General features: G+C 70.4%; 11 protein-coding genes. All 11 read right to left on the reverse strand.

Annotation, left to right across the window (positions count from 1 at the left end):
• Positions 1 to 10 precede the first annotated feature (10 nt).
• The 11 genes from LY12_RS13030 to LY12_RS13080 all read right to left on the reverse strand — a co-directional run bounded on the left by LY12_RS13030 (position 11) and on the right by LY12_RS13080 (position 12,663).
• Positions 11 to 1,267 carry a type III PLP-dependent enzyme gene (locus LY12_RS13030; protein ID WP_253856379.1) on the reverse strand — a complete coding sequence of 419 codons (1,257 nt, stop codon included), beginning with the start codon at positions 1,265 to 1,267 and terminating at the stop codon, positions 11 to 13.
• Positions 1,264 to 2,034, reverse strand: a complete 771-nt coding sequence (locus LY12_RS13035) for an HpcH/HpaI aldolase family protein (RefSeq protein WP_253856380.1) — start codon at positions 2,032 to 2,034, stop codon at positions 1,264 to 1,266. The genes LY12_RS13030 and LY12_RS13035 overlap by 4 nt, the downstream gene beginning before the upstream one ends.
• Complete coding sequence (locus tag LY12_RS13040; protein WP_253856382.1) at positions 2,034 to 3,785, reverse strand: IucA/IucC family protein; 1,752 nt, start codon at positions 3,783 to 3,785, stop codon at positions 2,034 to 2,036. The genes LY12_RS13035 and LY12_RS13040 overlap by 1 nt, the downstream gene beginning before the upstream one ends.
• A complete protein-coding gene (locus tag LY12_RS13045; RefSeq protein WP_253856383.1) occupies positions 3,782 to 5,488 on the reverse strand; it encodes an IucA/IucC family protein in 1,707 nt (568 codons plus the stop codon). The genes LY12_RS13040 and LY12_RS13045 overlap by 4 nt, the downstream gene beginning before the upstream one ends.
• Positions 5,481 to 6,764, reverse strand: coding sequence for an MFS transporter (locus LY12_RS13050; protein WP_253856390.1), 1,284 nt, complete (start codon positions 6,762 to 6,764; stop codon positions 5,481 to 5,483). Before LY12_RS13050 ends, LY12_RS13045 begins: the two co-directional genes overlap by 8 nt.
• Before the next feature lie 10 nt (positions 6,765 to 6,774).
• Positions 6,775 to 8,472, reverse strand: a complete 1,698-nt coding sequence (locus LY12_RS13055) for an IucA/IucC family protein (RefSeq protein ID WP_253856392.1) — start codon at positions 8,470 to 8,472, stop codon at positions 6,775 to 6,777.
• Between the two features lie 6 nt (positions 8,473 to 8,478).
• On the reverse strand, positions 8,479 to 9,495 hold the full coding sequence (sbnB, locus tag LY12_RS13060) for a 2,3-diaminopropionate biosynthesis protein SbnB (RefSeq protein WP_308292109.1): 1,017 nt from the start codon (positions 9,493 to 9,495) through the stop codon (positions 8,479 to 8,481).
• 11 nt (positions 9,496 to 9,506) lie between these two features.
• On the reverse strand, positions 9,507 to 10,514 hold the full coding sequence (sbnA, locus tag LY12_RS13065; protein WP_253856394.1) for a 2,3-diaminopropionate biosynthesis protein SbnA: 1,008 nt from the start codon (positions 10,512 to 10,514) through the stop codon (positions 9,507 to 9,509).
• Positions 10,515 to 10,784: 270 nt separating this feature from the next.
• Positions 10,785 to 11,312: a COG4315 family predicted lipoprotein gene (locus LY12_RS13070; protein ID WP_253856396.1), complete on the reverse strand. Its 528-nt coding sequence runs from the start codon at positions 11,310 to 11,312 to the stop codon at positions 10,785 to 10,787.
• 107 nt (positions 11,313 to 11,419) lie between these two features.
• Entirely contained in the window at positions 11,420 to 12,112 is a 693-nt protein-coding gene (locus LY12_RS13075) for an anti-sigma factor family protein (RefSeq protein ID WP_253856398.1), read from the reverse strand.
• A complete protein-coding gene (locus tag LY12_RS13080; RefSeq protein ID WP_301302494.1) occupies positions 12,109 to 12,663 on the reverse strand; it encodes a sigma-70 family RNA polymerase sigma factor in 555 nt (184 codons plus the stop codon). Before LY12_RS13080 ends, LY12_RS13075 begins: the two co-directional genes overlap by 4 nt.
• Positions 12,664 to 12,737: the final 74 nt, after the last annotated feature.

Consider the following 12,737-nt stretch of genomic DNA (forward strand, 5'->3'; position numbering starts at 1 on the left):
CCCAGCGCCCCTACCGTCCTCCACGGAAGTAGACGTGCTCCGGATGGGGATGCGACAGGAAGTCGTGGTGGGAGATGTCCCAGCCGTAGGCCCCGGCGTGCTGGAACACCAGCACGTCCCCCGCACGCACCCGAGGCAGCGGGACGTCCCGTGCGAGGACGTCCTTCGGCGTGCACAGTTCACCGACGACCGTGACCGGAGCGTCACGCACCTCGGGCCTCGGCGCGCCGGAGCGCCACTCGTCCACGCCGAACACCGTGAACGGATGGTTGTGCTGCCACGACGCGGGCAGCCGGAAATGGTGCGTGCCGCCCCGCACGATCGCGTAGTGCGTGCCGTGATTCGTCTTCACGTCCAGCACCTCCACCGCGTAGTAGCCGCACGCCGCCGTCAGGTACCGCCCGCATTCGAAGTCGACCTCGGTCCAGTGCCGCGGCAACCGTTCCGCGAAACCCTTCAACTCGCGGGCGAAACCCTCCCATTCGAACTGTGCCCCGAGGTCGGCGTAGTTGACGCCGATGCCGCCACCGACGTTCAGCACTTCGCACCGGATGCCGAACGCCGACTCCCACTCGAGCACCTTGCCGCGATACAGCTCCAGCATCTCCAGATGAGCGGCCGCGGACAGATTGTTCGACAGCGAGTGCAGATGGAACCCGACCGGCCGGATTCCCGGAAGCTGCTTCGCCGCGGCCACCGCCTCGCCGAGCACCGATTCGTCGATGCCGAACTGCGTCGGGCGGCCCGCCATCGCGAGGGTCGCCGAGGGGAACGGGCCCGTGAGGTTCACCCGCAGCAGCACGTCGACGCGAGCGGCCAGTCGCGTGGCGACCTCCGAGATCCGGTACAGCTCCAGCACGCTCTCCGCGTGCAGCCGCGTGACCCCGTGTCCGATCGCGTCGGCGATCTCCCGTTCCGTCTTCGCGGGGCCGCCGAAGATCACGGCCGAGCCCGGACCGGCGGCACGCGCCTTCGCCACCTCACCGCCCGAGGCCACCTCGAACCCCGCCACGTGCGGCGCCAACGCCTCCAGGATCTCCGGCGCACTGTTGGCCTTCATCGCATAGAACATCCGGAACGGTTCCGGCAACGCGTCGACGGTGGCCCGCACGTGCCGGGTGAGCGCATCGAGGTCGTAGCCGTACAGGCACACCGGGTCGTCGCCCGCGACCCGGTCGGTGAGGAGACCGGCGAGCACCTGGCTGATCCCGGGCCGGCTGGCACCGGCCTCGCCGATCCCGGTTTCGTTCGTTGCCGCCTCGGTCATCCCCGCCTCCTGGCCTCGGCGAGGTGGGCGCGCAGCGCACGCGCCGCGATCCCACGTTCCTCGCCGAGCACGAACGTGCGCACACCCGCGGCCAGCCACTCCTCGTGGTCGTCGCGCTCGCGTGGAAGGGCACAGAACGGCATCCCGCGCTCGGCGCACGCCTCGTGGACCTCGCGGACGGCGTCGCGCACCCTCTCGTGCCGGGTCTGCCACGGCACACCGTAGGACTGGGACAGATCGGCGGCACCCTCCAGCACGAGGTCGATGCCACCACCGTCGAGAACGGACGCGATGTCGTCGACACCTTCGGCGTCCTCGATCATCGCGACGACCATGGTCTCGGCGTTGGCCCTGCGGAGGTACTCGGCGAGATCGATGCTGCCGAATCCCGGCACGCGGCCACCGTTCAGGCTGCGCATGCCCTCTGGCGCGTACTTGGCTGCCCGGACAGCTGCGTCCACATCGGACCTCCGGCGGACGTGGGCCAGCACGACGCCCATGGCACCGGCGTCGAGCACGCGGAGGATGCCCGCCGTGTCGCCTTCGGCGACCCGCACGAGCGGGGTGAGACCCACCGCTTCGGCGGCGCGGATCATGTTCTCGACCTGCTGCGGATCGACCAGCGTGTGCTCGGTGTCGATGATGACGAAGTCGTAACCGGCGCAGCCGATCATCTCCACCATGGCGGGGGCCGGGGTGGCGCAGAACAGCCCATAAGCCTCTTCGCCCGCGCGGATCTTCTGCTTGAGCGCATTCGTCGTCAGCATCAGCCTTCCTCGGCCAGGGGGTTCGGCACGGTGTGCAACCGCAGCTCGGTGTCGGGAAGCAGCCTGCGGCTCGTCAACTTCTCGACGTCGATGCAGGGTTTGGTCACGTCGAAGGTCGCGAAGCGCTCCGCCAGCTCGGGGAAACGCTGCCGGTAGGCTCCGATGCGCTCCCGCACGATCGCCCAGAACTCCCGCTCGTCGAACGCGTAGGCGTCGCCGAGGAAGATGCCGAGCTCGCCGATGTTGATGAAGAAGAACGCGTCGAGCACGAAGTCCGCGACCAGGCCGAGGTCGTCGGTCTCGACGAACGAGTTGCGGTTGCCGTGGTGCTCGGGGGTCGCTCGCAGCTCCGGGCACCGCCGGGGTTCGGCCAGTTCTGCGCGGGAGAACCGCACGCCGTCGTGGAAGTCCTTCAGTGCCACCCGGGTGGGCACCCCACCGGCGTGCACCAGCACCATGTTCTGCGCATGTGATTCCACCGCGATCCCGTGCCGGCACAGCAGGTGGATCACCGGCAGGACGCTGACGTCCACGAGCTGCCGGAGCCACTCGGCCAGGCCGAGCCGCCTGACCCACCGGTCGATCAACGGCGTGCCGTCCGCTTCGCAGGCGGTCAGCCCGTTGAACGGCACGGCCTGCTCGCCCGCCTCGAGCTGATCGTGCAGGTTCTCCCGCCAGATGCACGACAGTGTGCCCTCGGTGTCGCCGGAGACAATAGCGGTGTCGCCGGAGGCGGTGTCGGTGCTGACGGCCGTCCCCATCACCTCCCCGAGCAGAATGAGCCGGCACTCCTCCCGCAGAAACGGATCGCCGTCAACCACTTCGCGCAGCCATCCGGAGATCCGCGGTGCGTTGGCCACGGTGTGCGGCGCGAGTTCCCGGCGCGTCGAGGTGTTGACGATGGACAGTGCGAGCTTGAGGTAAGGACGGCCGTCGCACGACAGTGTGCGGATCGACTGCTGTGGCAGGAACTGCTCAGGATCCTCGCCGAGCACCACGATGTCGCCGCACGCGAGCTGCTCGGCGAAAGCGCCCGAGACCACTTCGCGCCACTGCCACGGGTGCACCGGAAGATAGGTGTACTCCGCAGGGTCGGCGCGCCGCACGAACTCGTCGTAGGTCTCGCCGAGCTGATCACGCAGGTACGCCGACTCGGCCACGTCGGGCACGCTCGACACCTCGGCGATGCTCCGCCGCGCCGCCAGCCAGAGCGGGCGCACTCCTGGCGCGAACTCCGGCCCGAACGCCACGTTGTCCTCGCTGTCGAAACCCATACGGGACTTGTAGGTCGGGTGATACCGGTGGCCGTCGGTGACGGCGCACTCGAGCCGGTCGTAGTCGGACTCGGCGAGCACGTCGCCTCGCTCGGCACGGGCCGCCTGCGCCAGCGCGTCGTTGAACTCGGTGCGCGCGAGCTCGCGGGCGAACCGTTCCAGGCAATCGGGGTCCGCCTTGATGACGTCACGCGTCTCGTGCAGGAATCGCAGTGCGGACTCGGCTTCCTCGGTGGCACCGGCGATGCGCAGCACGGGGTCGCGCCCGAGGCCCACCCTGGCGAAGCCGTGCCGGCGGAACGCGGTGAACTCGTAGGACACCTCCTTTCCCGCCACCCGGTAGCGGCACGGCCCGATCTCCTCGAGATCGATGGCCTGCTCGTAGATCAGGGATTCCAGTAGTTGGCGCAACACCCTGCGCCGGACGGTGCCGAAGCCCGGTCCGGTCAGCGCGCGCTCGACGAACTCCACGGTCACGTCCTCACCTCGTGCAACGGGTTTCCCACCTCGACGTAGAGCGGCCGTTCCCCGCGTTCGAGGAACCGGCTCACCAGATTCGCCTTCGCCGGCAGTGTCGGCGAGGTCAGCAGATCGGCCGCGTAACGGCCCGGACAGTCATCGCGCAGGAAGCCGGCCAGCTGCGCCCAGAGCTCCTCCTCCCCCACACCTGTGTGCGTGCCCAGCACGTGGACGAGATGTCCGAAGTGGTTGGTCACCAGGTGGTAGCGCAGCCGGAGCCAGGCCTCGTCGTCGCTGTAGCGCAGCGGCGAGCCCGGCGCCACGTCGGCCCGGTCCGCGCTCGCGCTGGTGCCCTCCATGTCGCGCACCCAGAAGCGAGTCGGCCAGCCGTGATCGGTGTGCACCAGCGAGTTCTGCACGTGCGCCTCGAAGCTCACCCCGTCGGCGGTGAACGCGTGCAGCAGCGGTCGCAACGAGATCGACGCGTACTGGCGGAGCCACGCGGCCGGGCCGGCGCCCGATTCCCGCACCAGAGCGGCCAACGCGGGCTCCTCCCCGCCGCGTCCCGGCTCCAGCAGCCCGGCCACCACCCGGGGTGCCCACTCCGTGCCGGGGAACGGGTTCTCGCGGAACAACACGGCCGTCTCCGCCGCGAGGTCACCCGCGACGTCCGGATCCAGCATGCGATACCCGGTCTCGACGAGCACGCCGAGTTCCGCCGGCCACCGGTGCCGGAGTCCCGCGATCAGCCGCCCGGCATCGGCCGCCCTGCGGACGTGCTCGACGGGGTTGTTCCGCACGAAGTTCGTGATCCGCACATGCAGCGGCAGCTTCCAGGCGACCGCCGAGGCCGGATCGCACACGGTCCGCACCGACGACGTCGGGTACACCGTCGGCCCGAGCGGGCCCAACGCCGCGACGGCACCACGGTCGAGCAGCGGTTGCATCTCGGGCTGTTTGGCGAGGAAGTCGGCCTGCCACGGGTGCACCGGCAGCAGTGTCCTGTCCGGTGGTCCGTCCACACCGGACGGCAGCCATCGGGCCGGCACGACGTGATCCGAGCGCACGAGCGCGGGATCGGCCGCGAAGTAGTGCAGCGCGAACTCGCCGCCCAGCTCGGGTGCGTAGCGGCGCAGGTCCTGGTCGTCGAAGCCTTCCGTGCTTTTCGGAGTCGGGTGGAACGGATGCCCGCGCAGCAGCGACTGCTCCGCACGCCGAGTGGTTTCGCGGGCACGGAGTCCTGCGAACTCGGAGTCACCGACCTCGACGCCTCCGGCGCCGGCATCTCCGGCATTCGGAGCAGCGGCGTTCGAAGCACCGGCGTCGGCATCACCGGTCGCGGGTTCTCGGGTGGCACCGGCACCCGCACCGGCCGGTTCCTCGCGGGCGAGGAACAGCGCGATGTGCCCGGTGCTGTTGGCGATCTGCCGCGCCAGCTCATCCCGGTTCTCCGCGCCGCCGTACCGGGCCACCAGCTCGTCGAGCAGGATGTCGACGAGGTGATCGTGGCCGAGCACGCCGGAACCACCGTCGAGGCGTATCGCCTGGGTGGGCACGTGGTGGCCGAACGGCGAGACGTGCGCGAGCTCGATCGTGAGCGTGTCGTCGATCGACGACAGCGGTACGCGCACCATCGGCCCGCGCACCTCGTGCCCGATCTCGCGGAGGAAGGCGTTGACCAGTCGCTGCCGGGTGGCCGCCTGCGCGCAGGCATCAGACATGTGCACTCCTCGGTTCGGGGCGGGCGGTGGTCGTCGGATCGTGGCCGTCGCGCTGCACGGCACTGCGCACCGCCAGCAGGGCGGCGATGCCCAGCACGAGGCCGATGACGCCGAAGGCGCCCACCGGCGGAAGCGTGACCGCGATGGCCGCCCCGAACAACGGTCCGACGACCTGACCGAGGTCGAGCACCCCGGTGGAGAAGCCGAACGCCGTGCCGGAGAGCCGCTGCCGCACCCGCCCACTCGCCACGTGCAGCACCGACTGCAGGAATGCGGCGAAGCAGAACCCCTGCACCAGGCGCAACGGGATCAACAGCTCCACAGAGGTCACCGCGGCCTGCAGGGCGGTCGCGACGGCGCAGCACGCAGCGGCGATCGCGAACCCGCGCTGGGCGGGGGCGCGGTCGTTGTAGCGGCCCCACCACGGGCCTCCCGCCCACGAGGCAGCCCAGGTCGTCGCCTGCAGCATGCCGACCCACACCGCCGCGTCGGCGATGGAGCCGGTGATGCGGTGTACCTGCGGCGCGAAAACCACGACGAGCGCATAGATCGCGGCTTGTCCCGCCAGCCCCGCGAGCAGCACATTGCGGGTGTCGGCGCGGCTCACCAGGATTCCCGCGGCCTCCCGCAACGGGGCGGCGCGCAGCGGGGCGCCCTCCGAGGCTGTCGCCGTGCGTCCGGCCCCGGGCTCCCGCTCGGTGTCGGGTTCGGGTTCGGGTTCGGTGAGCAGCCACCCGGCGGCCACACTCGAGCACGCGAGCAGTGCCGCGACGGTCACGAAGATCGGCCCGAATCCCCACGTACCGGCCAGCACACCACCCGCGAGCGGCCCCAGCAGAGCACCGGCCGCGGTCGCGCCGAACAGGCCGCCGAGGGCGCGGCCCCGCCGGTGCCCGGTGGCCAGCGTGCCGGCGAAGGCGGCGGTCGCACTCACCACGCCGCCGCACGCGCCCTGCAGCAGGCGGAACGCGACGAAGGCAGCGGGCGTGCTCGCCGTCGCCATGAGTACCAGCGAGATCGCGAGCCCCGCGTGCGCACGCACCACCATGGCCTTGCGCCCGTAGCGGTCTCCCACCGCGCCCCACAGCGGACCGGTGAGCATCTGCGTCACCGCGGGGGCCGCCAGCGCGATCCCGGTCCACAGTGCGATGTCCCCCGGCGGCGTGCCGAGACTGGCCAGGTAGAACGGCAGCAGCGGAACGACGACCGTCAGTCCCGCCGTCGCCGCGAACTGGCCGAGCCAGAGCACCGCGAACATCCGTTTCGGCTGCGTCATCACCGCACCGTCATTCCCGCACCCCGGCCAGCGGGTTCGGCACCGTTCCGGTGCCGGCCGGCATGGAGACACCGCTCGACGCCCCTCGCTCCAGCAGTGGGCCGAGTACGGTGCGGCTCGGCCAGGTGGGGGCATGCAGCAGGCAGTCGGCAAGCGTGTCACCGAACCGGTCCGGCAACTCCATCCGGTCGAGGCACGCGACGATCTCCCGCCGCAGTTGCGTCCACAGTGCACGCTCGTCGAGCGAGAAGTGGCGGCACAACGCGTCGGCGATGCCGTAGAGGTTCACCTGGAGTCCGAGCGTCTGGAAGTAGCCGATCAGCTGCTCGGCGGTGTCGAGCCGCAGCGACTGCCGCGCGCCCGGTTTGATGGCGTAGGCCGGTTCGGCCAGTCCGGCCGCGGCCATCCGTTCCGGCACGTACCGCAGCGTGTCGTGGTCCCGCAGGACGAATCCGGGTACCTCCCCGCCGTCGAAGACGGTCACCACGTTCTGCCCGTGCAGCTCGGGAAGCACGCCGTGGCGCAGGAAACCCAGTCCGAGCTCGCAGAACCCGCGCGCAAGCCGGGCGAAGAACCGCACCGGATCACCATCCGGCACGAGGACCGGTGCCAGCGTGCGCCACTCGTGCGCGGCGAGGGCCGCCATCGGCACGGCGAGGGCCTCCCCCAGCTCCGGGTACGTCCGTACCTGTGCGGCGAGCTGCCCCGGCCGGTCGGCGAACTCGTCGCCGTCGGACCAGCCGCACCAGATGCCCTCGTCACACAGCCGTACGCGCGCCCGGAGGACCGGATCGCGGTCGACGGCGGCGCGCATGGTGCGCTGGGCACTGTCGCCGTTGGCGAGGTAGCGGGGTGGCAACAGCCGCGCCGCGCCGAGCGTGGCCACGCCCAGCGGAAGCTTGAGGTGACGAGGCCCCGGCGGCGACGTCGTCAGGGTGCGCAGGGACGCCGTCGGGTGGAAGCGCCCGAGGTCGCGCATCACGGGCACGATCGCGCCGGTGGCGAGTTCGTCGGCGAACTCGCGGCCGAGCACGTTCTCGTACTGCCAGGGGTGGACCGGCAGGATCGTGTACCTCGTGGTGTCCACCCCGGCGAGCGCGGCGGTCTCCTGCAGCCGTGGCAACTCGTCGCCCTGCAGAACCAGCGCGGCGAGGTCCGTCGACCGTGGGTCACCGCCGGTGCGGACGAACCGGGTGTCCACCGCGACCCAGTCCAGGCCGAGCGCGGCCTGCCTCGCCGTGCCGTACCGCGCGAGCTCGGCCGCCTGCCACCCCGCCGCTGCGCGCGCCGTGGGATGGAACGGGCGGTTTCTCGTCGCGGCCATGCGTTCCCCCTCCAACAGGTCGACGGTCTCCCCGTGACACCGCGCCGCGAGTACCGTCGCCGCGTGCTCCACCGCGGTCGCGACGTCCCCGGAAACGCCGCCGACCTGGGCCGCGTGCGGTGCGACCAGTCGCACCAGCTCGTCCGGGCTCACGGGCCCGCCGTTGTGGCGGGCGGGCCCGCGGTCGAGGCGATACCGCTGCAGACCGCCGCCGTCGCGGACGGCGACGGTCACCTCGCCGTCCGCGACCGGGACGGCCAGGGTTCCGTCGGCACGCGCACCGGCCTCGCCGAAACCCGCCACGTTCTCCTGGATGAGGGCGTCCACGAGGTCACGCAGCACCAGTTCGGCCGCCCCGCCATCGACCTCCGAGAGCATCGCCATCACCGATCAGTGCAGGTCGAGCCACGTGCCGGTGCCCGACTCGGTGGCCCTCCGGTAGACCTCGCCGGCACAGGCGATGTCCTCGACAGCCATTCCCATGGGGTTCAGCACGATGATCTCGTCGTCGTTGTCCCTGCCGGGGCGATCACCCGTGAGGATCTCGCCGAGTTCGGCGTGCAGCTGCTCGCGGGAGAACGAGCCCTCCAGCACCAGCCGATTGATGATCTTCTTCTCGCGGTTGCTCTGCTCCCAGTCGTCCACGACGACCTTGTCCGCGCCCAGGAACACGTCCTTGTGGACGTCCATGATGGACACATTGCACAGCAGCGCTCCCCGTTTGAGCCAGGAAAACGTGATGTAGGGCTGGTCGGTGACCGTGCACGGCACGACGAGATCGCCCTGGCCGACCGCGTCCTCGGCGGTGTCGGCCACGACCGCCTTCACGTTCGGGTGGTCCCGGGTGATCCGGTCGGCCAGCCCGCAGGCCGCGTCCGCGTTGACGTCGTAGAGGTGCACGGTCGTGATGTGGTCGAACTGCTGCAGCAGCGCCGTGACCTGGGTGCTGCCGATGAGCCCGCAGCCGACCAGTGCGACGTCGGTGAATCCGCTCACCGCGAGGTGCCGCGCGGCCAGGCAGGTGACGCCCGCGGTGCGCCAGGCACTGATCAGGCTGCCTTCCATGACGGCGACCGGGTATTTCGTCGCCGGGTCGTTGAGCACGATCAGTGCGCTGGCACGCTCTCGGCCTGCGCGCGTGGGGTTGTCGTGCTTGCTGCCGATCCATTTGATCCCGGACAGGCCGGGATCACCGACGTGTGCGGGCATCGCGATGATGCGGTCCGCGATGTGCCCGTCGGGTCCATCGGTGCGCAGATACGGCTTGAGCGGCTGCACGGTGTCGCCGTTCGCATGAGCGACGAGCCCTTCGTGCAACGCGCCGACGTACAGGTCGGAGTGGTCGCCACCGACGGCGGCGACATCGGATCGGGACAGGTACAGCATCCGGACGGCGTCGTCTGCCACCGGTTCCTCCTTCACGCTGGGTGCTCCGTACGGCGCCGGCGGGCGCCGGTGAGCCAGTTGTCGTCGTAGACGAGATCGAGGTACCGGTCACCGCGGTCGGGGAACACCGCGACGATCCGGCTGGGATGGTCGAGCCGTGGCAGCGTCCGCTGGATCGCGGCGACCACCGCGCCCGTGGAGCCGCCCGCGAAAACCCCTTCCGTGGCAAGGAGTTGCCTGCATCCGGTCGCCGCGGTGACGTCGTCGACGTAGACCACCTCGTCGATCTCCTCCGGCCTGCACAGCTCGGGCACGCGGCTGGACCCGATTCCCGGGATGTCCCGCGGGCCGGGAGCGCCGCCGAAGATCACGGAGCCGACCGAGTCGACCGCGATCACCCGCATGTCGGGGAACTCCTCGCGGAGCCTGCGCGAGCATCCGAGGATGCTGCCGGTCGTGCTGACCGCGGCGAAGAGGTAGTCCGGCGGGCGGACCAGCTGCTCGGCCAGTTCCGCGCCCGTGCCGTGATAGTGCGCCTGCCAGTTCCGGTCGTTGGCGTACTGGTTGATCCACACGGCGTCGGGGTCCGCGGTGAGCAGTTCGTTCACCCTGCGGATGCGGGAGTGCAGATAACCTCCCGCATCGTCGACGTCGTCGACCATCTCCACATCGGTGCCGAGGCTGCGCAGCAACGCCAGGTTGGCCGTCGTCGTCTTGGGGTCGAGCACGCACGTGAACCGCAGGCCCCGCACCCGGGCGGCCATCGCCAGCGCGATGCCGAAGTTGCCCGAGCTGCTCTCGACCAGTCTGCAGCCCGGGGTGATCGATCCGTCGCGCAGACCGGAGTCGACGATGTACCGGGCCGAGCGGTCCTTCATGCTCCCGCCCGGATTCATCAACTCCAACTTCGCGAGGACGTCGACGTCCGGCTGTGAGAACAGCCGGTTCAGTGCGACGACCGGGGTGTTGCCGACGCAGTCGAAAACGGACTCGGCAATCGACTCGTCGGGCTCGGCAACAGTGTCGGCGGCAGTAGCCACGTTTCTCCCTTGCTAGAGCGGCCGGAACGGGCGGTGTCGACGCCCTGGCACGTTAGCAAAGGCTAGCCTTACTTAAATAGCCAAGCCGGGTGAGTAGCCTCACCGTGCGAGTGGTCTTGACATCACGGAGCGCGAGGACGGGACTCCCGGCCGGCAGGCAGGAAGTCCTGGTACGGCCTGTGGCGCCGGTGATGACCAGCCGTACTCGATCGAAGAGGGACGAGCGGCCGACGTCACGGAATCACTCGCCGGCCCACGCTCGCCGCCGAGTCAGTCCCGGATCGGCTCCCCCTCCGGTGTGAGGACCCACCAGACGTCTCCGACGCCTTGCCCGCTCAGGTCGCCGGGCGCCTGGTCGCCTGCGTAGTAGTACAGCGGCCATCCGTTGAGGGTGAGCTGGGACCGGCCGTCGACGCCGGTGATGGTGCCGACCTCGCCGCTGACACCGTCGACGTCGGGCGTCTCACCGCCCGGGACCGAGGGCCAGTTCTGCGCACACTGCCCCTCGCAGGTCGACGTTCCCGAACCGCGGTCGTCGCTGTCGAACTGATAGAGAACCATGCCGTCGTCGTCGACGACGATCGTGCCGAGCCGGGTGTCGGCGGTTCGCAGCCCCGGCGCTTCGCCGGAGGCTCCACCGCCGGAATCTCCGTCGCCGGTGGCCGGGGGTGCTCCGTAGCCTCCGTTGCCGCTGTCACCGCCGTCCGATGAGGATCCCCCGTCGCCCGCACCGCATGCGGTCAACGTGAGCAGGAGGAGTGGCACCGCCACGGCCTTGAGGGTGTGTCCGGTTTTCATCGTTTCGCGCCTTCCTGTCCTCGCGGGTGCTGGCCCACTGTTCGGGGCACTCGGGAAACACGAGGCGCGAGCCGCTGCGGTTCATCCACCGGATGCGGATTCGGCCCCTATCGCTCGGGAACCGGCGCGGTGAGCACTTCCTCGCCACCGGCGGTGACCACGGTGACGGAGTGGACGTCGTCGAGGCTCACCGCGGTCGCGGCACCGAGAACGACGGTTTCACCGGGAACGGCCTGCCAGCTCGACGCCCGGGTGCTGGTGCCGTCGGCATCGGTCACGACGAGCGCGTACCACGACCGCTGCCGTCCGTAGTCCAGCCGAGCGGCGTACTCGCATTCGATGGACAGCCGGGTTCCCCACGCTTCCGGCGCGAGCGTGACGTCGACGTCCATCGACGGCTGAACCGAACCGACCGGCTCCAGTCCCACCGACACGGCATCCGCAGCGGGCCGATGCACCAGGGCGGCCGGAATCGCGAGCACGAGGACGAGCACAACGACTGCGGCGGTCGTCCACGCGAGCAGCCGCCGGCGGCGACGGACACCGCGCCGATGTTCCCTGCGCAGCATGGCGTCCATCAGATCGGCCGGTTCGCGGTGCTGATCCGGCGGGTCGGCTTCGGGGCCGGGCCGGATCTGCGCGAGCAGGCCCGGCATGGAAGCGAGCTCGCCGACCGCATCGCGGCACAGCGGGCACTGTTCCAGGTGCTCCTCGTAGGCTCGCCGATCCGCCGGGTTGAGTGCGCCGAGCACATAGGCGGCATCCCATTCGGCGAAGCCTTCGTGGTCCTGCCGATTCATCGGGTCACCCCTCTCTCCTGGAACGCCAGGCGCAGGGCGCACAGCCCGTAGTGCAGCCGCGACTTCACCGTCCCCTCCGGGATGCCGAGCTGCTCGGCCAGCTCTGCCGTGCTCAGCCCGCCGTAGTAGGCCCGCACGATCACCTCACGGTGGTGCGGGCCCAGTGAAGCGAGCGCGTCAGTGACCAGCATCGCGTCGAAGAGCCGATCCACGCGATCCTCGGCGACCTCCTCCGCCGATTCCGCGGTCGCGTGCTCGTGGCGCCGGCTCGCGCTGCGCGCTTGGTCGATGACCAGGTTGCGGGCGACGGTGAACAACCACCCACGGACCCGAACCGGGTCGTCCCTGATCACGCTCGGCGTGCGCCAAGCCCGCAGCAGCGTCTCCTGCACGATGTCGTCGGCGTCGGCTGGTCGCTTCGTCAGCGAAACCACGTACCGCCACAGCGCGGTGGCGTAGCGGTCGTGCAGGTCGCGCAGCATCTCGACGCGGCTCGCATCGGTTCCCGACCGACCCGGCCGTCGCTGTTCGCCGGTGCTGCCCTCGCCCATATCCACAACACGGTGCGGAGCATCCGAGAGTTCACCGCCGGAGTGAACGTTGCGGGTGCGCGCCTCGTGTCTCC

The organism is Prauserella alba, assembly GCF_024171735.1.
Taxonomy (GTDB): Bacteria; Actinomycetota; Actinomycetes; order Mycobacteriales; family Pseudonocardiaceae; genus Prauserella; species Prauserella alba.

Excerpts from the sequence above, each read along its gene's own strand:
- LY12_RS13080 (WP_301302494.1), bottom strand. The coding sequence starts at position 12,663 with ATGGGCGAGGGCAGCACCGGCGAACAGCGACGGCCGGGTCGGTCGGGA.
- LY12_RS13050 (WP_253856390.1), bottom strand. The coding sequence starts at position 6,764 with ATGACGCAGCCGAAACGGATGTTCGCGGTGCTCTGGCTCGGCCAGTTC.
- LY12_RS13030 (WP_253856379.1), bottom strand. The coding sequence starts at position 1,267 with ATGACCGAGGCGGCAACGAACGAAACCGGGATCGGCGAGGCCGGTGCC.
- LY12_RS13070 (WP_253856396.1), bottom strand. The coding sequence starts at position 11,312 with ATGAAAACCGGACACACCCTCAAGGCCGTGGCGGTGCCACTCCTCCTG.
- LY12_RS13035 (WP_253856380.1), bottom strand. The coding sequence starts at position 2,034 with ATGCTGACGACGAATGCGCTCAAGCAGAAGATCCGCGCGGGCGAAGAG.
- LY12_RS13045 (WP_253856383.1), bottom strand. The coding sequence starts at position 5,488 with ATGTCTGATGCCTGCGCGCAGGCGGCCACCCGGCAGCGACTGGTCAAC.
- LY12_RS13075 (WP_253856398.1), bottom strand. The coding sequence starts at position 12,112 with ATGAATCGGCAGGACCACGAAGGCTTCGCCGAATGGGATGCCGCCTAT.
- LY12_RS13055 (WP_253856392.1), bottom strand. The coding sequence starts at position 8,472 with ATGGCGATGCTCTCGGAGGTCGATGGCGGGGCGGCCGAACTGGTGCTG.